The sequence below is a fragment of the Sphingobacterium zeae genome (genome assembly GCF_030818895.1).
Lineage (GTDB): Bacteria > Bacteroidota > Bacteroidia > Sphingobacteriales > Sphingobacteriaceae > Sphingobacterium > Sphingobacterium zeae.
The window spans coordinates 3,980,468-4,005,538 of sequence record NZ_JAUTBA010000001.1 but is presented as its reverse complement, the minus strand read 5'-3'; the positions used below and the strand labels follow the sequence as shown (position 1 = coordinate 4,005,538).

14 protein-coding genes are annotated in these 25,071 nt (G+C 41.9%); 3 read left to right on the top strand and 11 right to left on the bottom strand.

Translation table 11 applies throughout. The features are described from left to right. Positions 1-34: 34 nt before the first annotated feature. Both QE382_RS16860 and QE382_RS16855 read left to right on the top strand, forming a co-directional pair. The gene (locus QE382_RS16860; RefSeq protein WP_307186934.1) at positions 35-1,645 is read left to right on the top strand and encodes a RagB/SusD family nutrient uptake outer membrane protein; all 1,611 of its coding nucleotides are present in this window, start codon (positions 35-37) and stop codon (positions 1,643-1,645) included. A gap of 73 nt (positions 1,646-1,718) precedes the next feature. After that, complete coding sequence (locus tag QE382_RS16855; protein ID WP_307186933.1) at positions 1,719-3,053, top strand: sulfatase-like hydrolase/transferase; 1,335 nt, start codon at positions 1,719-1,721, stop codon at positions 3,051-3,053. 83 nt (positions 3,054-3,136) lie between these two features. Here QE382_RS16855 and QE382_RS16850 read toward each other — a convergent pair whose 3' ends face one another. From QE382_RS16850 to QE382_RS16800, 11 genes are all read right to left on the bottom strand, one after another. Further along, a complete protein-coding gene (locus QE382_RS16850; RefSeq protein WP_307186932.1) occupies positions 3,137-4,012 on the bottom strand; it encodes a glycoside hydrolase family 3 C-terminal domain-containing protein in 876 nt (291 codons plus the stop codon). Continuing rightward, on the bottom strand, positions 3,906-5,414 hold the full coding sequence (locus QE382_RS16845; protein WP_307186931.1) for a glycoside hydrolase family 3 N-terminal domain-containing protein: 1,509 nt from the start codon (positions 5,412-5,414) through the stop codon (positions 3,906-3,908). The genes QE382_RS16850 and QE382_RS16845 overlap by 107 nt, the downstream gene beginning before the upstream one ends. A gap of 167 nt (positions 5,415-5,581) precedes the next feature. Then, a complete protein-coding gene (locus QE382_RS16840) occupies positions 5,582-6,967 on the bottom strand; it encodes a glucoamylase family protein (protein WP_307186930.1) in 1,386 nt (461 codons plus the stop codon). Between the two features lie 77 nt (positions 6,968-7,044). Then, positions 7,045-8,475: a RagB/SusD family nutrient uptake outer membrane protein gene (locus tag QE382_RS16835; RefSeq protein WP_307186929.1), complete on the bottom strand. Its 1,431-nt coding sequence runs from the start codon at positions 8,473-8,475 to the stop codon at positions 7,045-7,047. A gap of 20 nt (positions 8,476-8,495) precedes the next feature. Beyond that, positions 8,496-11,603, bottom strand: a complete 3,108-nt coding sequence (locus tag QE382_RS16830) for a SusC/RagA family TonB-linked outer membrane protein (protein ID WP_307186928.1) — start codon at positions 11,601-11,603, stop codon at positions 8,496-8,498. A 266-nt stretch (positions 11,604-11,869) separates the two neighbouring features. Next, the gene (locus QE382_RS16825) at positions 11,870-14,755 is read right to left on the bottom strand and encodes a helix-turn-helix and ligand-binding sensor domain-containing protein (RefSeq protein ID WP_307186927.1); all 2,886 of its coding nucleotides are present in this window, start codon (positions 14,753-14,755) and stop codon (positions 11,870-11,872) included. Between the two features lie 418 nt (positions 14,756-15,173). Next, the gene (locus QE382_RS16820; RefSeq protein ID WP_307186926.1) at positions 15,174-16,367 is read right to left on the bottom strand and encodes an MFS transporter; all 1,194 of its coding nucleotides are present in this window, start codon (positions 16,365-16,367) and stop codon (positions 15,174-15,176) included. Positions 16,368-16,650: 283 nt separating this feature from the next. Next, positions 16,651-17,715 carry a dihydrodipicolinate synthase family protein gene (locus tag QE382_RS16815; RefSeq protein ID WP_307186925.1) on the bottom strand — a complete coding sequence of 355 codons (1,065 nt, stop codon included), beginning with the start codon at positions 17,713-17,715 and terminating at the stop codon, positions 16,651-16,653. Beyond that, positions 17,715-18,737 carry an NAD-dependent epimerase/dehydratase family protein gene (locus tag QE382_RS16810; RefSeq protein WP_115048011.1) on the bottom strand — a complete coding sequence of 341 codons (1,023 nt, stop codon included), beginning with the start codon at positions 18,735-18,737 and terminating at the stop codon, positions 17,715-17,717. Before QE382_RS16810 ends, QE382_RS16815 begins: the two co-directional genes overlap by 1 nt. Before the next feature lie 7 nt (positions 18,738-18,744). Continuing rightward, entirely contained in the window at positions 18,745-19,977 is a 1,233-nt protein-coding gene (locus QE382_RS16805) for an Nramp family divalent metal transporter (protein WP_307186924.1), read from the bottom strand. A 5-nt stretch (positions 19,978-19,982) separates the two neighbouring features. Beyond that, a complete protein-coding gene (locus QE382_RS16800; RefSeq protein WP_307186923.1) occupies positions 19,983-21,503 on the bottom strand; it encodes a PQQ-dependent sugar dehydrogenase in 1,521 nt (506 codons plus the stop codon). 376 nt (positions 21,504-21,879) lie between these two features. Here QE382_RS16800 and QE382_RS16795 point away from each other — a divergent pair, with 376 nt between their 5' ends. Next, complete coding sequence (locus QE382_RS16795) at positions 21,880-25,065, top strand: SusC/RagA family TonB-linked outer membrane protein (protein WP_307186922.1); 3,186 nt, start codon at positions 21,880-21,882, stop codon at positions 25,063-25,065. Positions 25,066-25,071 lie beyond the last annotated feature (6 nt).

Genomic DNA, 25,071 nt, shown 5'->3' with positions numbered 1-25,071 from the left:
TGTGATTGTTACTATAATATTTAATTAAAAACTCATGAATTTTTACAAATATCTATATCAAAGAGGAAACTGGATTTTCAGTTTCGGACTGTTTTCGCTTATGCTGATGGGCTGTGATAAGAATCTGTTGGATGCCGTACCAACTGATCGTCTGTCGGAGAATATATTTTGGAAGAGTCAAGCCGATGCGGAGCTTGCTGCAAATGCGCTCTACAATGATCTTGACGGAGCGGAAATCTTCTATTCAGATGCATTGACGGACATAGCGCATGTTAATCAGCCTTTCGCTGTGGATGCGTATATCGAGCTTGGTACCTACGACGCTTCAAGCTCCCGATTGTACAATACCTGGAGTAGTGCCTATAAAGGAATCGGTGCGGCCAATTACTTTTTGGCGAATGTTGGTAAAATCGAGGGCAGCCGGGATGAAGCACTAATCGCCAGATTTATCGGCGAGGCTCGTGTGTTAAGAGCCTATCAATATATCAAATTGGCCTATTTATTTGGCGGGGTACCTTTGGTAAAAGCGCCGCTGACCTTGGAAGAGGGAAGGGCGGTACAACGCGCTGACCTCAAAGAAATTTACGATTTTATTGACACTGAATTAGAACTGGCTGCGGCAAGTTTGCCTGAAAGCTATTCCAGTAACGATATCGGGCGCATAACCCGTTGGGCCGCATTGGGCCTGAAAGCACGGTCAGATTTATATGCAGGGAGATTTGCAGCAGCAGCAAAAGCCGCAAAAACGATTATCGATAGCAAACGATTTGAGCTTTACCCCCTGTATGCAAATCTGTTTACGTATGCGGCTGAAAATAATAAAGAGGTGCTGTTGGATAAGCAATTTTTGGAAAATATATACACACAAAGTGTTTTTAACCTCTTAGCCCCCTATAGCCAGCAAAATGGGCAAAGTACCTATGTGCCTACCAAAGCCTTGACAGATAGTTACGAGACTTCCAGTGGGTTGGTAATTACGGATGCCAATAGTGGTTATGATCCCAAAAATCCCTCTAAAAATCGCGACCCGAGGCTTGCTTTGTCAATTTTTTTGGATGGCGATCCGCTTCCAAATGGAGCTATTTTTCGTCCTGCACCCAATAGTGGTACTGCTGATGCTGTGGGGAGTACTTATATTGCTTCCACAACAGGTTTCAATATAAAGAAATATATCGATAAAAAAGATTTGGCAAACCCCTCAAAAAGTGGGTTGAATATCATGCTACTGCGTTATGCCGAAATATTATTGACCTATGCGGAAGCAAAGATTGAGCTCGGCGAAATTGATGGCAGTGTTTACGATGCCATTAACCAAATTAGAAATTCGCGCACTGATGTAAAACTTCCAATAATAAGTAATCAAGTAAATCAGGAACAACTTCGCCAGTTGGTTCGTCGCGAGCGTACGGTGGAACTGGCATTTGAGGGATTGCATCTCGCGGATATAAGACGATGGAAAACTGCTGAAAAGGTAGTTCCTGGTAAAGTGTATGGCATCACCTATCAAAATAATAACGGAGAGGCAGTTGTCGTTGAAGCAGCCTCCGAAAGCCGTGTTTTTGATGCGAAAAAGCATTATCTCTGGCCCATCCCACAACGGGAAATTAACCTCAATCCGAATCTAAAACAGAATCCAAATTGGTAAAAATTGTTATCTTGTGACACGATTCCAATTAACTCATACAAATATGATGCGATACACTAAACTTATGACCGCTATGGCTTTATTTTTACTGGTGGCTTTTGCCAATGCCCAGCAAAAAAAGCCTAATATTATCTTGATTCTGACCGATGATCTTGGTTATAGCGACATTGGTTGTTATGGAAGTCCGAATATCTCAACCCCTTTTTTGGACTCGATCGCCAGTAAGGGCGTGAGAGCAACAAACTTTATGGTTTCTACGCCCTCGTGTACACCGTCAAGAGCTTCTTTATTAACCGGAAGATATGCTTCCCGTTATAATCTTCCTGCACCGATCGGTCCAGGGTCAAATTTAGGCTTGCCTGACGATGAGGAAACGATTGCCGAATTATTAAAAAAGGTAGGCTATAGAACTGCGTTAATAGGGAAATGGCATTTAGGGGATAAACAGACTTACCATCATCCTAATCAACAAGGCTTCGATTCTTTTTATGGCATGCTGTATAGCCATGATTATCGCGATCCTTATGTAAAAACAGACTCTGTCATTAAGATCTTTAGGAATCGGAAACCTGAAGTCGTTGCGCCTGATGATTCGGACCTGAGCTCACTTTATCACAAAGAAACAGTGAAGTTCATAGAAGACCAAGATAAAGATCATCCATTCTTTTTATACTATGCGCATAATTTCCCGCATCTTCCTTTGGCATTTGCCAACAAAAAGAACCGATTTGCAGATCAGCAAAATGCAGGCCCACTTGGTGCGGTGATGCAGGAGTTAGATCATAATTTTTCGGAGCTCTGGAAAACGGTTGAACGAAAAGGCCTTGCCGATAATACCATTTTGATTTTTTCAAGTGACAATGGTCCCTGGATATCCTATCCATCGCGGATGTCTGATGATCATGCCACAAAAAATTGGCATGTGGGTACTGCTGGAGTCTTCAAAGGTTCGAAAGCCGAAACAACAGAAGGTGGTGTTCGTGTGCCTTTCATTGTTTATGGCAAAGGCTATGCACAAGAAGGAAAAGTTATTCGGCAGGCAATTAGCAACTTGGATGTATTGCCTACGATAGCCAAATGGACTGGTGCATCCTTGCCGAAGAAATCCATTGATGGCCAAGCTATCGATTCTTTGTTGAATGGGAAATCGGAAGATTTAAAAACAGCACACAGACCGATATTTTTAGTGAATTATGGACATGTTGAGGCTGTTCGGTCAGGTGACTGGAAGTATCGGCGGGTAGCAGGCGGAGTCAATCAGATTTCGGGCAAACCCTATGATGCTATTGAAGAATTACATAACATTGCCTGGGATCCGAGCGAAAGAACAAATATTTTAAAGGATTATCCAGAAAAAGCGGCGGAATTGCGCGTATTGTTTGAAAGCTTTAATGGGAATATGAAATAGGTAGGCGTAACGACAGCCTAACATAAACAAGGCGGACCTTATTTCCTAAGGTCCGCCTTGTTTTTTATACAGTTGCAATAGATTTAAAGCAATTCAAATTCTTTTTCTTTTACATCGCGACTGTTCGGACCAATATAGACTTTGAAATTCCCTGGTTCGGCAACATAATTGAGGTTGTTGTCGAAGAATTTAAGATCGTCTACTTTGATGTTAAAGTTTACGGTTTTTTGTTCTCCTTTTTTGAGGAATATTTTTTGAAACCCTTTTAATTCTTTTACGGGACGAGTGACAGAGCCAACTAAGTCCTGGATATAGAGTTGCACCGTTTCTTCCGCATCATAATTTCCGGTATTACTGATGTCGATACTTGCTTGAAGAGTACCTTTATCGTCGATTGTGTTGCGGTCAAGACGGATGTCACTATAGGTAAAAGTTGTATAACTTAATCCATAACCAAAAGGGTAGAGCGGGGAATTGCTTACATCCAGGTAATTTGATTTGAATTTTTCAAAATCACCCGAGTTTCCATAAGGTCTGCCGGTATTTTTGTGTGCATAATAGATCGGAATCTGACCAACATTGCGTGGGAAAGTGGCCGTAATCTTTCCTGAAGGAACGACGTCCCCAAATAAAACATCGGCTACTGCTTTTCCTGTTTCCGTTCCACCAAACCAAACGTTTAATATCGCGGGCACGTGAGCATCTTCCCAGGTGAGCGTTAGCGGCCTACCTGTAAATAATACCAGTACAACTGGTTTTCCTGTTGCTAATAGGGCTTTTAACAGCTTTTGTTGATTTTTCGGAATATCCAGCTCTGAGCGACTGGAGCTTTCACCTGACATTTCAGACGCTTCACCAAGTGCGGCCACAACGACGTCGGATTGTTGGGCAACTTTCAGGGCATCTGCAATGATCTCTTCTTCTTTTCGGGAATCGCGTGCTATGGTACGGCCGAACATGGTTGCGTGGTTTTGGGTAAATCGGATCCTCCAATAAATTACTTCCGAGATGGGTGAGGATATTTACTTTATTGCCTAAAACGGCCTTCATTCCATCAACTAAAGAGGCCGTTTTGTCCAATTCAGCACTGACACTCCAGGTTCCGGGCATATTTGGACCTGAATTGGCAAGTGGGCCAATGACAGCAACTGTTCCTGTTTTTTTTAATGGAAGCACTTGGTTTTCGTTTTTCAACAAAACAAATGATTTTGCTGCAATTTCTCTGGCTTTGGCATGATTGGCAGCCGATCCGATCACAGTTTTTGCACGTTTTTCGTCACAATAGCGATAAGGATCGTCAAATAAGCCTAATTTATACTTGGCCTCCAAAACAAAACGGCAAGCCCTGTCAATATCTGCAATCTTGACTTTTCCAGCATCCAAAGATTTTTTTAGTGTCGTCAGAAATCCTTCACCGACCATATCCATATCAACGCCAGCATTCAGGCTTAAAGCAGAGACCTGCTGGAGATCACCAAGACCGTGTGCTGTTAATTCGTTTACAGCAGTATAATCGGTTACGACCAATCCTTTAAAGCCCCATTGCTTCCGTAAGACATCAGTCATTAACCATTTGTTTGCCGAGGCAGGGACTCCATTGATATCATTAAAGGAAGTCATAATACTTCCCGCTCCAGCATCTAAAGCCGCTTTGTAAGGTGGTAAATATTCATTGTACATGCGGTGGAGGCTCATATCTGTGCTGTTGTAGTCACGGCCACCTTCAGCGGCACCATATAAGGCAAAATGTTTGACGCAGGCCATCATGGTGTTGTATGCCGCGAGATTATCACCTTGGAAACCATGGACAATAGCCTCAGCAACCCTTGAGCTAAGATAGGTATCTTCACCCGCACCTTCAGAAATACGACCCCATCGCGGATCGCGAGAAATATCAACCATTGGCGAAAATGCCCAATTGATTCCATCTGCAGTAGCTTCCTCTGCCGCGATACGCGCAGATTGTTGAATTAAGTTCATGTCCCAGGTAGCGGCAAGACCTAAAGGAATTGGGAACACCGTACGGTACCCATGAATCACATCCATACCAAAGATAATGGGTATTTTCAAACGGGACTGCTTAATGGCTATCTCCTGTGTTTTGCGGATCTTAGCGGGGGTACTCATGCTAAAAATACCACCGATTTGACCATTTCTAATTTTTGATTCCACATCGGTGGAGACAGTGGTTCCTGTAGTCGCCTCACCACCTGTTACTAGATTAAGTTGTCCAATCTTTTCTTCGACAGTCATCTTAGCCATCAGCTGATCAATAAACTTGTCCATTTTCTGATTGGTTTGAGCCGAACTTGTATGCCAAGCTAGAAATGCAAGAAGGAAAGTACCTACTACTTTTTTCATCTTATTATCTTTTGTTAATGTGCGCATGAACTTTCTACCCTGCGCAACTTAATATTTATGGTAGATGTTCAATTTGATTGTTGAACTTTCTTATTACTATGCAATGTCATTTTCGTGGTAGGAACCATTTTCAACGTGTGATGGATCGAAAATGATTCCACAGACCACTATTTTAAATAGGGACTTGTAAAACCAAGTTTTTTTAGTCCCTGTTGAATTTCTGGGGCTTGCATAAAAAGATCCCAGATTTTACCAGTTCTATAGTTTTCAATCATCACTATAATAGGTCCCTGATCAATCGCCAGATACCGCTGAGGATACCAATTTGCTGTTTCGCTATACGCGTCGTAATAGCCATATTTACCCCAAATTTTGTCGCCAAGTTGTTTGTCGAGGTATTGTGCAAATTGCATGCTTTCACGCGGTGTATAGGGAATGGATGATAATGCCGCTGTAGGCGCGATCACGCCAGGATCGTTGTCTGGGTGATGGGCATCATAACCGTTGATGGAATAACTGGCTGTCCAGCCCCATCCTTTAGAGGAACCATAACCCGTGTAGCCTTTTGGGTTTAGATCCGCGTAGGCCAAATTTATCTTGGCATGGTTGCTCGTTGCTTCCCAATAATCTGCATATTGATCTTTTAATCCCTTGGGGCTCAATCCTAAATAGGAATAATGCTCCCAGAAAAGTGGGCCCACTTCGCCTTCCTTGGCATTATGTTTAAGGACGAGTGGAATGTCATATTTTTTAGCTGCTGTTTTAATCGCACCTGATCTTGCCCAGCCCTCATGATATACCGATGGAGCAATAGGGTAAGTAGGCGAGGAGGCTGCTAAAATATAGGAGATAAGACATTCATCATAACCTCTTACGGGGTGATTTTGTTGAAAGTTAAATTTGGGGCTCCAATGCCAATACATGACATTTTGCCCATTTGTATAATGATTCCAATTGATTTCTTTCCATAGCTTGTCAGCCTTTTGGGCAACCTTTTGAGCAGAATCATCTTTATCCTTTAGATACTCCCGAATGGCAATCAGACCCTGTGCTAAGAATGCGGTTTCAACAATATCGCCACCATTATCTTTTTCACTGAATGGTTTAGCTGTGCCTAGTTCGCCATCATACCAGTGAGCCCATGCACCTTTGAACCGTTCGATTTTTCCTAAGTAATCCATGATGTGATCCAATTTTTGGACACCTTGTTCTTTGCTGATAAACCCGCGTTCCATGGCGACAATCATCCCCATAAGACCGAAACCACTACCACCTATGGTGATGACGTTCCGGTCATTTTGAGGGTAAACACCGTCCATATGGATGCGTTCCCTGGCGAGGCCAGAAGTAGGCTCGGCACCTTCCCAAAAATATTGAAATGTGTGTTGCTGAATATTGGTCAATAGCGAATCTTCATTGACGCGGCCTGCATTTGTTGAATCAATTTTTGAGGGATTGTCTGGACTGCTATTGATAGCATTTTGGCACGAACTGCTGAGAATAAGGGCCAAAGCTATACCGGTGAATACGGGATATGCTATTCGTTTTCTCATGGATATGTTGTTTAATTCTTGAAAAAATGTTCAAACGGCCAAAGGCCGTTTGAACGGAGTTACTTTTACTTATATGATTACCAACCGGTATTCTGCGACATTTCTGGAGTTTGGATACGTTGATCTTCCGGAATAGGGAAAAGCATCATTTTCTCCTGAAACGATTTTCCATTGGCTGCCATCGCCGCTTTAGCCTGTTTTGTACGAATGAGATCAAACCAGCGGTCGTGCTCAAATGCCAATTCAAGGCGTCTTTCTTTCCAGATCAATTGACGGAGCTGTGCTTGGTCTGTTGTTGTTACATTAGGCAGTTTCACTCGAGTACGAACAGTGTTTAACGCTGTTAGTGCTTCACTGTTATTGCCCAACTCATTTGCCGATTCGGCAAGGATAAGATAAATTTCACCTAGACGGAGATAGCGTACGTTTTTATCTGTGTCACCGGCTCCGCCGTTCGCAGAAGAATACGCTTTTTCATTATACATCGGATTTTCAACACCATTGTCTATCAGACGGCCATCGTACAGAGTTTCACCTCTGAAAATAATTGTTGCATCACGGCGGATATTATCTTTTTCGGCATTGAAAGCATCCAATAGATTTTGACTTGGGATATTAAAACCCCAGCCTAAATTGACTGCTCCTCCACGAGGCGCTTGCACTTGACTATATTGCTGAATACCATGGGCAATTGAACTACCTCGGGCCTGCCATTCAAAGAGCGATTCAGGACCATTTTCCCCTTCTAATCGCCAGATTTTTGCATAATCAGTTTCTAGGCTATAGCCCCCAGAATTAATAACAGCTTTTGCCATATCAGCAGCTTGTTGCCATTTATTTTGGTATAAATATACTTTAGATAGCAACCCTTGTGCGGCACCTTTCGTTGCCCTACCCAAATCTTTTGCCGCATAGGCAGATTTAACAGGTAAGTTGTCTATAGCAAACTGTATATCAGCTTCAATATAGGCATAGACCTCCGCAACAGGTTCCCTTTTGATCAAATCGCGCTCCTGTATAGGAATATCACCCCATCCGCGCACAAGATAAAAATAATTCAGGGCACGCAAAAAACGGGCTTCAGCAATCAATCTGTTTTTATAGGTTTCGTCCGTTAATCCAAATTTTTCGGTGTATTCAATTGCCTGTGTTGCTCTACCTATTGATTTGTACCAGCGGATCCACATCGATTTGAACGAACCTGCAGTAGATGTGTAGGTCAGATTGTCTAATAATAATTTGTCTCCTCCTGCGTCGGTTGCTGAACTACCTTTATCTGCGTTGTCAGAAATCATTTCTGTTATGCCTAAAAAAGAAAAAGCGTAATCCCAATCGGTAAACATGCCGTAGACGCCGTTAACGAATTGTTCGGGTGTATTTACAGTTTCGCTATCTTCGGCTTCTACACGTTCTTTTGACGGAACATCAAGAAAACTATTGTCTTTACAAGACTGCAGCGCAATGCCCCCACTTAGAAGAATTGCTATATAAAGTTTGTTAATTTTCATTGTCTTCAAAACTAAGGTGATTAAAATTGCATGTTAAGTCCAAAAAGGAAATTACGTGTGGTTGGATAAGCTGAGAGCTCTATCCCGGATGTTAGATTTGGGCTTCCATCTCCGGCCAGTTCAGGAGAGAAGCCACTATACTTCGTAAACATAAAAGGATTTTGAGCTGTTACATACAACCTCAATTTAGATTTTGAACTATATAAATTATTAAATGTATAACCTAGCGTTATATTATTGATACGGAAATAACTACCTGACTCTAAGTAATAGTTGGAAGGTAGATATGACCTATCTGCTCCGGGATGTGCATTCGTATGGTTCTCTGGTGTCCAGCGGTTTTCAAAAGTCTCTAGGTCAACATTTTGACCTGCGTTCATGCGCGCACTTCTTAATCCATTGTATACTTTGTTGCCAGAAACCCCATATCCAGATAAATTAAAATCTATCGCTTTATAGTTTATCCCTAAATTAATTCCATAAGTGGAAGAAGGTAAGAATGAACCAAAGAAAACACGATCACGCGTGTCGATGATACCGTCCTCATTCTGATCTTTAAATTTCAAATATCCTGGCCTGGCGGGACCGTTTGATGGATAATTTTTGACATCGTTGTCATCCTGGAATACGCCGTTTGTTTCATACATCCACCAGCCATAAATAGGCTGACCTACCCGGAGCTGTTTTGTTAATTCGCCATTGTTCAAACTACCACCTTGATCGCCATCATAAGCAGCTTTTACTTCCTTAACGGTGTTTTTGTTGTAGGCATAATTTACACCTACATTATAGCTGAAATCTGGGGAGATTGATTTATTCCAGTTTAAAGCAAGCTCAACCCCCTGATTCAGGATTTTTGCTCCATGGTCATAAAATTTTTCTTCATAAGCAGAAGTATATGTCGGTGTAACCAACAAGATCGCATTGGTATTCATCTTATGATAATAGTCTATGGAACCTGACAGTTGGTTGTTAAGAAAGGCGAAATCCAGTCCGGCGCCAGTTTCCTCTGTAACCTCCCAGCTTAAATTTTTAGCAGGGGTCCCATAGGCACTACCAAACACCATGTTTTGTTCTGGGCCAAACACATAATTGTAGTTGGAACTTTCTGGGCTTTGTAAAATTGTGGAAACATTGAGTGGAATATCTTGGTTACCAAGTTTTCCCCAGTTTCCGCGTACTTTCAAGAGATTGATCCAAGTGGCGTCCTTCATAAAATCTTCGTTGGTTACTGTCCAGCCTAATCCTACGGAAGGGAATGTGCCCCAGTATTTGCCTGTATTACGAAATACACTAGAACCATCACGGCGTAATGTTGCTGTCAAATAGTATTTACTATCGTAATTATATTGAACTCGCCCAAAATAAGATGCCAATGCACGCGGGGTATAATAAGTCTGAAGGGCAATACGGTCGTAATCTGCACCTCGGGTACTATTCGCGAGATTAATATTCCAATATTGCTCTTTTTCCGGAACATCGTAACCCGTCATACTGCTCATACTATTGATGTCATACTTTTCGCGGGACATACCTAATACCGCTTCGATATGATGTTTGTCAAAACTCTTGTTAAATGTTAAAAAGTTTTCCCATGACCAACGGAACTGTTCTAGATCAACGTAATTCAAACTGTTGTTGGCAAACTGAATGTCATCGGAAGATGCTGCCTTATTTGCCGCGAAGTCTTGGTCAGTTTTCTGTGGATTAGCATTTAACCAACGGTCTTTTATATTTGTAAAGACACGTTGTTTAGAATAAAATTTATTTCCACCGATACGTGAATTCACTTTTAGATAATCAGTGATTTTAAATTCTCCTTCGAAGCTACCTTGAAGACGAAGTGTATTTATTTTCTCGTTTTGGCGAAGAACCTCGTATAACGGATTGCCTTCATCATTTAATTTGGCCATAATATCGTTAGGAGCGCCAGTTAAACCGCCTAGTCCCGTAGTTTGATTATAGTAGCCCGTTGCATATCTACCATTGTCATAACGAATAGGCATAATAGGGGCTTGTCGGTATGCCGTATTAAATGCACTGTAAGGTTTTGGTGTAGAGTTTGTTAATGTTAAGTTTACATTTTGGCTAAATTTCAGACGGTTATTTAGAAATTTATATACATTATTGTTTCGTATGGTATTTCGAACATATTTCGAGCCATCTAAAATACCGTTTTCCGTAAAATTGTTGGCCGATACGAAATAGTCAATTTTTTCGGTACCGCCGGAAATATTTACAGCATTGTTAAAGACCGAACCCGTTTTTAATAGTTCGTCGTACCAATCCGTATCGTAGGTTTGTTGGGGATCTAAACTAAATTTTTCGCCAGTGGATGCCCAGTATTCATTTGCATACTGCGAAAATTGAGAAGCATTCGCCATTTTTACTTTATTCAGGACGGTCTTTAATCCAGCATAACTTTCATAATTAATACTAAGAGTTCCAGTTTTACCTTTCTTCGTGGTCACGATAATAACCCCATTTGCAGCGCGAAGACCGTAAATTGAAGCTGATGAAGCATCCTTCAATACATCCATCGACTCAATGTCAGAAGGATTGATATTGTTGATATCGGTTTGCGCAATACCGTCAACAATATAGAGTGGATTTCTGCCTCCAAGCGCTGTACCCAGACCTCTGATGATGACGTTCGGTGACGATCCCGGAGCTTCGTTGGCAATGATATTAATACCTGCGGCTTTACCCTGTATGGATTGCATAGCAGACATGGCAGGTTGCTTGGTGATATCGGACGATTTCAATGAACTGATCGATCCGGTTAGATCGGCTTTCTTTTGTGTACCGTAACCAATAACCACAACCTCTTCCAATGCTTGATTCTCATTTTCTAAAAATACATTGAGTTGCGTTTGATTGCCAATGTATACAGATTGTTTGCGATAACCAATAAAGTTAAAGACTAACGAATCGGTAGGAGCGGCATTAATCTGAAATTTCCCCGTTGCGTCGGTTTTCGTAGATACAGCTTTCCCTTTAATACTAATGGTTACGCCAGGCATGGATATCATGCTTGAGCCATCTTTGACCACTCCTTGTATAGAAGTTTGTCCATAGGCAACAGAGACGACCATGGAAGTCAAAAATAATGCGGATAGATTCCTCATATCGTAAATTTTTGGTGTTTGTTTAAAATACAGTTGGTTATTTCCCTGAGGCAAATATGTTGATGTAGTACAACTTTCCCAAAATTTAACATTTGCACATCACTACTACACGAAAATTCCGCCTGCTCAAATGTATTTCATGTGTGTCTTATTGTTTTGGTAATCAGTTTTTTAAATAATTTTTTTTGATGAGATAACGCGCTCTTTAGTGTGTTTTGTACACTAAAGAGCGTGTGTGGTAATGATGTAGTGTTTACAAGGGGAATTTAACGTTCTAACAGAAATTCAGATAGGTTCTTGTCTGTTGGAAGTCCTAGTTTTTTGCGTAATCTATAGCGTCTGATCTCGACGCCGCGCGTACTAATGTTGAGCAACGAAGCGATTTCCTTACTGGACATATTCAGCCGTAAATAGGCGCATAGCTTAAGATCGTTGGGGACTAGATCAGGAAATTCTTGCTTCAATTTCTTGAAGAAGTTTTCATGCGATTCATTAAAACTTCTTTCAAATATATGCCAGTCACGGTCGTCATTATGGGCATCGTCTATGAGTTTATTGATTTTTTTCAGCTCATCCGAACTCAATTTGTTTCCATCCGCATCTTTAAGCTGTTTAAGTTCGTCATGCAAGTTGTTCAACATCTCATTTTTATAGACGATATTGAGGGCTGCATTCGCCAATTCTTTGTTTTTTAATTGAAGCTGGTCTTCCAATTGCTGGTTTTTCAGTTTGATCCAGTCCTTTTCCTTTTTTTCAGCTTCGCGTTCCAAAGCAATCTTTTTTTCTTCGAGCCATTTTCGCCGTATTTGAAACTGACGCCTACGCTCACGTTGAACATTAAAGATATAGGCAAAATATAGCAGTATTAAAATGGCAAGCGTGTACAAAGCCTTTGCCCACCAGGATAGATACCAAGGGTGCTGAATGGTAAAGGAGTATGATTGGATTTCAGAAACCATCCCCATATTATTTTTTGCTCTTATTTTAATTTGGAATTTTCCATAGGGCAGGTTTGTGAAATCCTGGTAGGCCGTCTCACTCCATTCAGACCAATTGTCTGAGTATCCCTCCAGATAATATTGATATTGAAGTGGTGAAGATGAGTAATAGGGGCTCGAAAAGCTAATTCTCAGGTTATTGTCTGAAGACGATAATTTAAATGTTGAATCTGGAAAGATAGCTTGTCCGGTGGTCAAGTTGAAGAGCTGCGCTATTTGCGGAAGTGGCAACCTATGTTTTTGTGATTTATCTGTATGTCGATAGATCGCAAACCCATCATCTAGACCGATGAGGTAATATTGATTTTCAATAGGAAGGATGTTTTCATAATTATTCATCATTCGGTCCTGTAGTGGACTTAATAGGTTGGAGTCAATGCGTAACTTACCCTTGCTATCAAAATCTACTTTAGCAATTTTAGTCTTCTGAATCAACCAATAACTGTTTGTGTTGATCGGTATGATCTTATTGGAGTTTCTATAGGTACCTAATGCGGCGTTCAATTCATTTGCATAACTGAATCGCTTTACGATATTGTCGAATTGGAGGAATCCGCTGTCGGTGGCGAATACAAGATTATTTTCTAACGTATAAACGCCTTTAAATTGTCTCTTCGAGGCAACACTGTCTTGTTTGGCTGAGAATAATATATTTGCCTGTTGAAAACTTGGGTCAAATCCGATAAGTTGTAGTTGTCCCCAGTCTCCAATCCAAAAGGAATGAGTATCTTTTTGGGCTAAAAATCGAATGGGCTCCTTAATACCCTCAAACTGCTGCACAAATTGTAAGTGCATACCATCGAAGGTAAATTTTGAGAGACCAGTATAATTTCCTTGGAGAATATTTCTCGTGCCAAATATAGGTTTGAAAATCCACCCGCCAGTGATCTGTGAAATCTTTTCCAGACGGCCGTTAATTAGCTTAAACGTTCCATCGTTGTGGCCACAGATGAGTTCATCACCGAATAGTGCTAAAGTCCAAACCTGGCCATTTGAATTTGGGACCTGAGTGAAGTTTAATGCATTGTAATTGTTCAATCCCTTCCATTCACTGGAAAATAATCCTTTATTGGTGCCCAGGTAGATTTTTCCCTGATAGATAATAGATGTATAGACCGTGCCAATTTTTCCAATAAAATCTGTATAAAATGAAATAGGGGAGTTGATTTCAATACGATCGATACCATTATCCAGCCCTACCCAGATATTCTTTTGGTTGTCTTTGACGATACTGAGCACCGTATTGTTTTGCAGCCCATTGTTTTTATTGATGTGTTGAATGACTTGGCCATCCTTGTTGATGATGATAACGCCGTTCTGAATGGTGCCAAAGGCGTATTGTCCATCATAGAGGTAGATGCCATTATTTACCTGTGATTGGCTCAATAGCTGATTTGCAGGAACGGACCAAGGTTCGATAGTTCCGTCGGCTTTCATCAGATAAAGGCCGTTTCGTGCGGTGGCAATGAGCGAAGTATTTGTGTCGAAAGGCAATAGGGCAAGAACGTTTTTATCTTTTAAGACGTCTTTGCCTTTGATTGGAATCAATTTACCCTGTCTAAATTCATGCAGACCACTTGGTAGTTGTTCGAAAAACAACTTTTCATTAAGCTGATGTGGGAATAAAAAAGGCTCTCCTTTTGCCGTTAACTGCCTTATCGTATTGTTTTCCCAAATATAGGATTTGGAAAAGGTATGGAAAAATACGCGCTGGTCTTCCACAATGATTTTCCAGATTTCTTCGTTTGGAAAATAGGTCTTGTCGCGTACCAGCCTCGAAAGACTATGATAAGTCAAGTTTCCAAAAGGCTTAGCAGTCCAATAACCAAATTCTCCTCTGCCACCGGTATAAATCTTCCCATCTTTACCGATCGAAACACTTCGGACGGTGGAATGATTTGGAAGCGGAAAGATACGCCAATACTGTCCGTCAAATTGTAATAGACCTTCAGTATTTGCACTATAGATACGACCATCTTTATCTACTGCCAAGGACCAGTTTTGATTTCCAGCCTTGTATTGGTCTTTTTTGAATTGTTTTACAAAAGGTGTACCTGTAGGTATGATGGTCTGGCAATAGCTGCAGTTTGGAAAAATAAATAAAATGGTGCAAAACCAAAAGATATAGACGCTCCTATATTTTTTTATTCTCATCGACTCCCTCACTTAAAATTGATTTGGGGTACAATATATCGATTTTATTGGAAAATTGGTAATCTCCGAGCTTGTATAGCACGTTGAAAGGTCCGTACGGCATCCATTTTATTGGAGCAAAAACATCATTTGGTTGATTCTACGTATTTCATCCGATAGTTTGATTTTTGATAGCTAGGGTGCGGCACAAAAGACCAGAACAAGTGCTATCCGGTAGACTAAAAAAATAGGATAAAAAAAAGGTTTTCAAACGGGGAGAATGAAAACCTTAAATAACCAATTATAAACCTAAATTATGATGATACAAATATAGTTGTTTTTGATACTAAGTTAAAAACAATTTATCTTGTATGTGCATTTTTGTGGACAAACAACTACAGGTGAGCTGTGTTTTTTGTGTGCAAGACTCAATCAACAACTAGCTGCTCTTGACGAGCTTACTAATCACATATAAAGTGATCAAACCCAATATGGAAAATATGCCATAACCTAATCCAATCTGAAACTGCGAAGAAGGGTTTACCAAGCTTACCGTGATGTAACTGAGTGAAGAGGTCAGCAGGTAGGTAATTCCGCCAACCAATCCGCCGGCGATACCGGCCGACAATGGAAATCTTCCCAAACAATAGCTGAAATAATTGTTAAAAACGAATCCGGCAGTACAGTGTACTGCAAATGCGAAAAATGTCAATACATAGAGATTTGACAGGTAAGGTGAAACCAAGAGCATACATACAATCAGGCTGATCTGAATGAAGTTGGCGATTCTCAGTTTGGGTATCAATGCCTTTTTGATCAATGCTTTTCCAATAAATCCACCACACATCCAGGCTAAACCCATAATAAGGGAGGTATAGCCAGTGGTAATTGCGCTATATCCCAGTTGATGCTCAATAAAGAAGGGGCCACTGAGATTGTAGAACATGACCAGGCCATAGGATATGCCGCACATGAATATGCCGAAGGTAAAATCGGTGCTTTTTAGCATCATTTTAAACTCGCTAATCAAATAATCGATGTGAAGGGGCTTTTTCTGTCTGATTGTTTCGCTGGAAAAGATCAGTTCAAGTACAAAGAGCACAGCACTATAGGCGGCCAGAACAATAAAGTTGGAACGCCAGCCAAATTGTGTTTGTAGGTAACCACCGATAAAGGGAGCCACAATCGGTCCGATCGACCAGACGATGGTCATAATGCTGAGGTAGTGCTTACGCTGTTCACCGTCGTAGACATCGACAAAATAGGCTCTTTTGGAGATGACAACAAATGCCGATAAAATTCCCTGTAAAATCCGCATTAGGTAGATAACCCAGATATCCTGCGTGTGTGCTGTTACCCAAAAACTGATAATAAAAAGAAAAAGTGAAATGAGGTTGATGCGATACCTTCCCCAGGCATCCACCAATGCTCCTGTGAAGAACTGAGCAACACCATAGCTGATTAGAAAAAGCGAAAGCGTCAATTGAATTTTGCTTTCATTTAAGCCAAGTTCCTGCGCCATTTGTGGCATTGAAGGAAGATAAATATCTGTGGCAAGCCCGGTAATCGGAACAAGTGCAAATGCAAGTATCGTCGGTATAAGTGACTGTTGTGGGGTAGTGTTTTTTTCCATCCTTTATAAAAATTTTATTTATTTTCCGTCGCTGTGGACGTTCACGCTGCATTAAATAGCAGGCTTGTCACGGAAGGCTGGAGGTTAATGCTATTTTCAGAAATTTCATGACGCAAAGTTATAAAAAGCAAACCTTTTGTTGTGCGCGAGATTCCTCCCGGTCAGTCATTGATTGGTAAAATATGAACTGGAGCTAAAAGGAAGGTCCCATCACCTCGTTAGCTATGACTAGCCCGGGTGATGAGACCTTTGAGAGGGAACCGATTGTTATAAAAGGAAGCGACTATTGGGATCTAGATTTAAGAAACTCCTTGACAAATTCATCGTCGTTTAACTCAGGGTAGTCTTTATATACACGATCAATTTCCTCTCGCTGTCCGACGGATAGATTTTCGTCGGGATTCAGACACCAGATACCTTTCATCAAACCTTGTCTACGGAGCACCTCATGTAAGCCTGGTATACAGCCGTGGAATGCATTTGCTGGGTCAAAAAATGCGGCATTACTGTCTGTGACAGCAATTGCTTTGCTTAGGAGATGGCTAGCATGGAGGTTATTGGGGTTCTGTTTGTATGATTTTATTTCCCGAAGGAGCTCAACGGCCTTTGCCGTCCAAACGGCCCAATGACCTAGTAAGCCACCTTTAAATTCTATGGAGACATTTTCTCCAGCTACGGGGAAATTATACACGCTCATCAGATCGTTGACAATATTGTCATCATTGCCCGTGTACATGGCAATTTGATCTCGCCGGCTGGAGTTGGCTATAGCACGCATAACGTCCAATGTCTGGTAGCGGTTGAAGGAGGCGCACTTGATGGCGACGACGTTGTCGATTTCGGCAAACTGCTGCCAAAAGGAATAAGAGAAAATACGGCCACCAACGGCAGGTTGAAGATAGAATCCAAAAACAGGAATAATAGCTGCTATTGTTCTGACTCGATCTAATATTGCATTTTCAGTCCAGCTTTGGAGTCCGCCCATACTCAAAAGTCCGATATCATAACCGTATTGAAGTGCCGTGTTTGCCTCCTGTACCGCTTGTTCTGTGGCGCCGCAGATGCCCGCAATTTTGATAAATGGTCGTTGGAGCTCAGCTTTATCGACTTCTTCGCTAGCCCATCTCAACACGGTTTCAAAAAGATTGATCTCAGGTTCCCGGATTTCAAACTGGGTTGAATGTACAGCGACAGCGATTCCGCCCGCTCCACTGGCTATGTAATACTGGGTCAGGAGTCGTTGATGTGCTTCGTCAATGCTGCGGTCCTCATTGAGGGCGAGGGGGTGCGCCGGAATGACCGTCCCTTCCCAAAGCAATTGTTGTAATTTGTTGTCTAAAGTTTTCATTAGAATTTTCCTTTTCGTTCTTGAAAGTGCGTGTCTTTGTTCCATAGTTCGCCACCTTGGATCAACCATTTGGCTGTAATGTCTATCGCTTCCCGTATGGTTGTCTTCGGGTAGCCAAATAAACGATGGCATTCGGAAGCGTTGTTTAGTAAAGCAGTTCCGGCGGGCTCATTCACAAAGATGGGCCTAGTGTTGAAATGCTCAGCAAAGCGCTCTGCGATCCATCGTGTAGAAAGGATTTCGGGCCCCGTGACATTCAGTATTTTGGCCGGAGACTGACAGTGCAATAATGATCTTAAGGCAATTTCGTTGGCATCTCCCTGCCAGATGACATTGACGTTTTCGGTTGTCAAATCTATTGGGAGCTGCCCTTTGACCGATTTTGCAATTTCTACGAGGACACCATAGCGAAAATCCACCGCATAATTCAATCGGTAGATCAGGGTAGGTGTACCATTTTTCTTCGAAAAATACTCGAATATGCGCTCGCGTCCCAAGCAGGATTGTGCGTATTCACCGACAGGCTCGGGCGTTCTTTCCTCGGAAACGCCGCCATTGCTTATCGGCACAAAGGGCAGTACGTTACCCGAAGAAAAAGCAACAATGTTGGAGTCTCGAAAATGAGAAGCTACCATTCCGGGAAGATAGGTGTTCATTGCCCAGGTGAAATCTTCATTTCCTGTGGTACCGAACTTATGTCCTGCGAGGTAAATGACATTCGGAACCTGCGGAATCTTTTTGAGTTCTTCCTCATTCAGCAGGTCGCAGGCGATGGTCTCTATGCCTAAATCTTCCAGTTCCTGTTGGAGTTCCTTGGTTGAAAAACGCGAAACACCAATGACCTTTTTGTCTATTCCTGCAGCTTGAATAGCCCTCATGGCTAGTTTTGCCATGCTTGGCCCCATTTTTCCGCCAATACCTAGGAAAAGGATATCACCTTGTATCTTTTTTATATCTTCAATTAGATCTAATGATGGTGCAAGTATTTGCTGTTCCAATTCCGCTAAATTGTTATGGTCCATGTCTGAATTATTTGATTAAATTATAGAAATTACTAAAAGCAAGAAAAACGAGTAAGAGAAGTCCGAGGATTGCCCATAACCTTGTTCGTGGGCTGTTTCTGAGCGCACCCATAATTTCTTTGTCGTTTGCGATCAGAAAGAGGATAATGCCAATAAAGGGAACAAGAAAAATGGTGATGCTTTGCGCAAAAACAATAAGCTCCAAGGGGAGATTTCCGAAGATCAGTGCGATGGCAGACCCAAAAATCATGACCAAAGAAATAAAGAGTTTCACTTTGGGGTGATTGAGATTGTTGCCGAAGCCAAAGGTATCGCCCAGTAATGAACCGCCTAATACAGCATTGCCGATCAAGGAAGAAAAGGAGGCGCCGAAAAGACCGATAAAAAAGAGGTGTGAGGCGTAGCTTCCCAAAAGCGGTTCCAATGCACGGCCCATCTCAGCGGCAGAACTCAATTTGATGCCTTGCGGATGAAGGGTATTTGCAGCGCAGACCATCACGGCAGCACTCATGATCCCGAGTATAATGATGCCGATTCTGCTCCCGACTATTTGCCGTTCCGAAGTCTGCTTGTTGGACGACAGTTTTCTTCTTGACTGCACAAGATAACTTTGATAAAACGCACCCACGATCGAAAAGCAAGACGCTGTGAAAGCAATAATTAAACCCATTGATAAAGGCGGGAGGCTTGGAATAAAACCTAAGAAAAAGTCCTGTGCAGACGTCTTTGTCATTATGGCTGTGGATAAAAAAGCAAATAGCATAAGGATAATAAGTGCTAGCATCAGTTTTTCCAGTAGCGCATAGAAAGACTTGAAGAACAACAGTAAAATGCCGATGACATTAAAAACGATGATCCATATTTTGGGGTTTGTCCCCGTTGCTTCCGAAACAGAAATGGAGACCCCTGTGGCATTTCCGGATTGAAAACAGGTTGCGACAAGGAAGATTCCGAGGCCAATGATGATGGCGGTTGTTTTACCAAATTTCTGGCGAATCAAGGTAAGTAAAGATTCGTCTCTCGCAATGCCGATACGTGCCGCCATATTGGTGAAAACCATCATAAAAAAGATCGCGACGACGACAACCCATAATAGGGCGAAGCCATAATCTGCACCCATTTTTGATGTGATGGTCATTTTGCTGGGCCCGAAAACCAGGGCGGCGGTAATGATGCCGGGACCTAAGATGGATAGCCAATTTTTAAACAAAGAGGGTTTTGGCTCGAGGTTGTTTTCCATGAGATTTATCGTAATGAGGTTAAATGCTGTTGGTTGATTTTAGGTGCAGAATTTCCAAAGTGTGTACGGATATAATTGGTAATTTCAATGACCTCTTCATTTTTCAGGAATGAAAAAGATGGCATTGCGCTCTCGTATTTGACCTTGGCTATTGTTTTGTCTTTCAGTCCGTGGAGGATAACCCGCAATAAAGGTGCTGGGTCGCCTTTGACAAGAGATGAATTGGCTAATGGGGGGAAGGTATTTGTAAGTCCCTTTCCATCTGCTTTATGACAAGATGCACAATACGCTTCGTATAAGGCTTGACCACTTTTGGTCGGGGAGCTGACGGCGTTGGCTGCAACGGGCTTAATCCTTGGCGCAACGGCTTTATCGGTAATGCGGAGTCGGTAGATCACGTCGTCGTCGGGTTTTGGAAACCCCTTTTGTGGATTCCAGTCCCGGTTGCTTGAACAGAAATAAATGTCCCCATTGGGTAAGGTCAATACGGATCTTAGCCGGCCAAGTTGATCTTTGAATAGGATCTTCTCATCGACGATCTGCTGCCCATCGGCAGATAATTTTAGGATACGTAGAGACTGATTTTTTAACGTCGCAAGCAATAAGCTATGTTGCCATTCAGGGATAACGTTGGAACCGTAATAGGCCATACCAGATGGTGCAACGACTGGAGTCCACGATTTAATAGGTTCCTGTCTTGGGGACTTTTTGGCGATAGCTTTTTCCTTTTCCGTGTCAATCATGCCTTCGATCTGTGGCCAGCCATAATTTTTTAGCGGTTGGATCAGGTTGATTTCATCTTCGATGGCATCGCCATGTTCGGAGGTGTAAATTAAGCCTTTTGCATCATGGGTAAGTCCTTGCATGTTTCGAAATCCCCAGGCATATACATAGCTGTTTTTAATTGGATTGTCTTTGGGAATGCTCCCGTCGAGATTGAGGCGTAAGATTTTACCGTTTAATGAGGTGCTGTCTTGTGCGAAGGTATCACTTGCGGCATCTCCTGTAGCCCAATATACTTTTTTGTCTGTCGAAACAATAACTCGGGAGCCGTTATGTCCCGTGTTTCCGGGGATCTGTAAAAGCAATTTTGGGTTTGACAACTTGCCTGCCTTATTATAATCGTAGCGATATAGGTTGGAAAAAATAAGGCTATCTTTTTTGCTGGTGTAAGAAAGGTAAAGATAAGCTTGCTGCTGTTCCGGCTGATAGAGCGCCATTCCCAAGAGTCCCAGGGTGCGCTGATGGTATACGTCGGTCAGGCTGTCCACCAAAGTAACAACTTTTGTTTTTGTATCCAGTCTTCGTATACTTCCTCCGATTTCAGAAAACAGAATGGCGTTATTGACCCGGTCATATTGTAAATCCCAGGGCACATGGAGTTTTGTAGCTTCTTTGGTTAGCGATAGTATACTGTGCTCCAGTTGGATGTTATTTATGGGTTTACGTTCTCTTTCTGTCTCGGAAGAACAGGAAGAAAGCAGCGGGATCAGCGATACAAGCCAAATATAGGTTTGTTTTTTCATATAGGATCTACGGTTATTCCTTTGATTTATGTGGTTAGTCAAATGTAGTTGAATAAAAATAAATATACAAAAAATAAGTTAAATTGTATACAAAAATATTTTATCGGCCTAAGGTAAATACGATTTAGTTTATAATCTGGTGGGCAAAAATGTGGTATTATAGATTTGTCACGAACTTGTTAGCAGGGCTATTTTTGTAAAAAAGTGAAAAAAATATTGAATTGTATACAAAAAATATATATTATTGTATTCACTATGATAAAGTAAAGAAGAGGAATTGCGATCGCATAGGGGTCGAAAATTATTTTTCTTAAAAAATACCAATAAACTAAAGAGCTTATAAATCATTTATTTAACCACTTTAACCTGAGTATTCATGATACTAAAGCAGATTAAAATCCGGGATGTAATAAACAGGAGTTGCCTGTTGGTAGGGCTACCTTTTATTTCGATGGCTGCATTGGCAAATGTACCTTCTTCCCCTAATAATGGAAAGATTCCGATCTCGGATGTTCTAAATCCTTCGCCGGGTTTAGCTAAATTTCAGCAGCAGCTTGTCGGGCAGGTGCTGGACGCCAAAGGGCAGCCACTGTCCGGTGTGGAAGTGCGTAACCTTAAAAATGCAACTGTTACCGTTACGGATCAAGAAGGCCGTTTTAAATTAACGGGTTCGGTTTCAGATCAGATTCAATTTCGGTTAATCGGTTTTAATACAAAAGTGGTGTCGGGGAAAGACGTGCAGGCTTTGGTGCTTGATGCGAGCGAAAATGCGCTGGATGAAGTGGTTGTGGTGGGGTATGGTAAGCAGAAAAAAGGCAACTTGACTGGTGCTGTGGCCAGTGTCAATTTTGACCAATCTACTTCAAGCCGGGGGCTTTCCAATGCCTCGCAGGCCTTACAGGGTGTTATTCCCGGTTTGGCTGTAAGTCAAAACTCAGGGATGGCCGGAAATAATGCAGCGGATCTTTTGATCCGGGGGCTGGGGACGGTCAATAGTGCTGGACCGCTGATCGTGGTCGACGGGATGCCCGATGTCAATATGAACCGTGTGAATGTGAATGATATTGAAAGTGTGACCGTGCTAAAAGATGCTTCTTCCGCTGCTGTATACGGTTCCAGAGCGGCCAACGGGGTTGTATTGATTACGACAAAGTCTGGTAAAAGAAACAGTAGGACGGCTATTTCCTTTAGTGCCAACAAATCGCTGGTGAAACCTACCCGCTCTTTTGATTTTGTTAATAATTATGCAAAAGCAATGACGGCTACGCAAAGGGCCCAGGCTTATAATACCGCTGCATCTGCATTCAATTTTAAAAATGGAACGATCGACGAATGGTTGGCTTTAAGTATGATCGACCCGAGATTATATCCAAGTACCGATTGGTGGGATGTTATTCTTCGCAATGGTCAAAGCGGGAATTATAATGTTTCCATTAATGGGGGGACTGAAAATAACAATTACTATTTGTCTGTGGGTATGCTGGATGAGAAGGGGATACAGATCAATAATGATTTTAAACGTTATAATGCCGCATTTAACTTCGAAACAAAAGTAACCAATACCATCGGTGCCGGAGTGCGGTTCTCCGGAAACTGGTCCGATTACCGTTATAACTACGAAGACGGTATGACTGCAAACTCGACAAGTGGGATGGATCTTTTTACCTCACCAGCAGGTATATTGCCTTATGATCCTATTACTGGTTTTTATGGCGGTGCAATGTCTTACAATGAAAGCCCGCAGGCCAATAATATTTATGCGGATTACATGACGCGCAACCAGAACCACATGAATCAAAGGCAGGCTCTGGTGAATGGTTATTTAAACTGGAAGCCGTTCAAAGGGTTTGAGGCTAAAGTGGATTATGCCCTAAATTATGACACGCGTTTTCAATGGAAGGCAGATATGCCGACAAAATTGTATAACATCCGAACAGGATTGTCTATCCGGGATCTTGTGCCAACAAATGATGGGATCTATAATACAGACCGGAACAATTACAAAACGCAGCTGAACTTCAAGTTGAGTTATGATCATAAGTTCGGCGCTAATCATGATTTCTCTGCTTTGGCCGTGTATTCCGAAGAATATTGGAACAATCGTGTTTTGGCGGGTAGTCGCTTAGATCGTTTGCATCCTAGTTTACATGAAATCGATGGTGCGTCTGAAGATGTACAAAATGTGTCGGGATCATCATCGGCGGAAGGTTTACGTTCTTATATCGGACGATTAAATTATACAGCCTTTGGAAAGTATATGTTTGAAGGGAACTTCCGGGTAGATGGTTCTTCGCGTTTCTTGCCGGGCGATCAATATGGTTTTTTTCCCTCCGCGGCAGTGGGGTGGCGGATCTCAGATGAGGCGTTTATGTCGGCATTTAAGGAGAAGATTAGCCTGAGTTCGGCCAAATTTAGAGCTTCTTATGGTTCATTGGGTAATAATAGTGGTGTAGGCTTGTATGAGCAGAAACAATCTTTGGTGTCCAGTCCCTACTATCTGATTGACAATAGTACAGGAACAGGGTCTGTTGTCAAGGGGTTGATCAATAAAAAACTGATCAACTATGACCTTACCTGGGAAAAGACACGTGTGTTTAATTTGGGCTTGGACCTTGGGTTCTTTAAAAATAAACTGACGGCCGAGTTGGATTACTACGAAAGAAAGACGATCGGTATGAACAGACCTTCGGATGTATCGATGCATCTGACGGGTTTATTTGCTGCTCCGCGACGGAATATCGGCGATATGATGAATAAAGGGCTGGAAGCAAATGTGACCTGGAATGATAGAAAAGGTGATGTGGGTTACATGCTGAACTTTAATGTGGGCTACAACAAGAACAAGCTACTGTCTTGGAATGAGCAGTTGCAAAGAGGTTCGGTATTTATTGATATGCCTTATAATTTTATCTATGCTTTCGAATCGTTGGGCATTGCGCAGTCGTGGCAGGATGTCTATAATGCAGTTCCTCAGGGGGCTTCTCCGGGAGATATTTTGTTGAAAGATGTCAATGGTGACGGCAAATTGGATGCGAATGACCGCGTGGCATATCCCGCTTACCAATTGGGTAGGCCAAAGGTAAATTACGGATTTAGAGGTTCTGTTGACTACAAAGGTTTTGATTTCTCTTTCCTGTTGCAGGCTGCTACCGGACGAAAAGAATTTTGGATGAACAAAGCGAATTCAAATTTTTTAGGGACGGCAAATCAGGCGATTACGGAAGATCAGTGGAATAATATGTGGAGCCTGGACAATCGCGATGCCGATTATCCTAAATTGCTTCCAAGTACATTGGGATCAACGAGTCCAAATGCATACTTGAGTACATTTTGGTTGCAAAACATGTCTTATTTAAGGGTTAAAAATCTGCAGCTTGGCTATACTTTTAAGAAAGAATTACTGATGAAGCTGGGGATCCAGAAGTTACGTGTATTCGGTTCTGTAGATAATTTGGCGGTTTTGACGAGTTTTAAAGGTTTAGATCCGGAGAAAAGTACCTATACCAATGATGCCTATCCGATGACGAAGAGTTTTGTGGTTGGACTGAATGTAGACTTATAATATTTG

Bases quoted from the DNA above. Each gene is read 5' to 3' on its own strand.
- QE382_RS16860 (WP_307186934.1), top strand. From the start codon at position 35: ATGAATTTTTACAAATATCTATATCAAAGAGGAAACTGGATTTTCAGT.
- QE382_RS16855 (WP_307186933.1), top strand. From the start codon at position 1,719: ATGGCTTTATTTTTACTGGTGGCTTTTGCCAATGCCCAGCAAAAAAAG.
- QE382_RS16850 (WP_307186932.1), bottom strand. From the start codon at position 4,012: ATGTTCGGCCGTACCATAGCACGCGATTCCCGAAAAGAAGAAGAGATC.
- QE382_RS16845 (WP_307186931.1), bottom strand. From the start codon at position 5,414: ATGAAAAAAGTAGTAGGTACTTTCCTTCTTGCATTTCTAGCTTGGCAT.
- QE382_RS16840 (WP_307186930.1), bottom strand. From the start codon at position 6,967: ATGAGAAAACGAATAGCATATCCCGTATTCACCGGTATAGCTTTGGCC.
- QE382_RS16835 (WP_307186929.1), bottom strand. From the start codon at position 8,475: ATGAAAATTAACAAACTTTATATAGCAATTCTTCTAAGTGGGGGCATT.
- QE382_RS16830 (WP_307186928.1), bottom strand. From the start codon at position 11,603: ATGAGGAATCTATCCGCATTATTTTTGACTTCCATGGTCGTCTCTGTT.
- QE382_RS16825 (WP_307186927.1), bottom strand. From the start codon at position 14,755: ATGAGAATAAAAAAATATAGGAGCGTCTATATCTTTTGGTTTTGCACC.
- QE382_RS16820 (WP_307186926.1), bottom strand. From the start codon at position 16,367: ATGGAAAAAAACACTACCCCACAACAGTCACTTATACCGACGATACTT.
- QE382_RS16815 (WP_307186925.1), bottom strand. From the start codon at position 17,715: ATGAAAACTTTAGACAACAAATTACAACAATTGCTTTGGGAAGGGACG.
- QE382_RS16810 (WP_115048011.1), bottom strand. From the start codon at position 18,737: ATGGACCATAACAATTTAGCGGAATTGGAACAGCAAATACTTGCACCA.
- QE382_RS16805 (WP_307186924.1), bottom strand. From the start codon at position 19,977: ATGGAAAACAACCTCGAGCCAAAACCCTCTTTGTTTAAAAATTGGCTA.
- QE382_RS16800 (WP_307186923.1), bottom strand. From the start codon at position 21,503: ATGAAAAAACAAACCTATATTTGGCTTGTATCGCTGATCCCGCTGCTT.
- QE382_RS16795 (WP_307186922.1), top strand. From the start codon at position 21,880: ATGATACTAAAGCAGATTAAAATCCGGGATGTAATAAACAGGAGTTGC.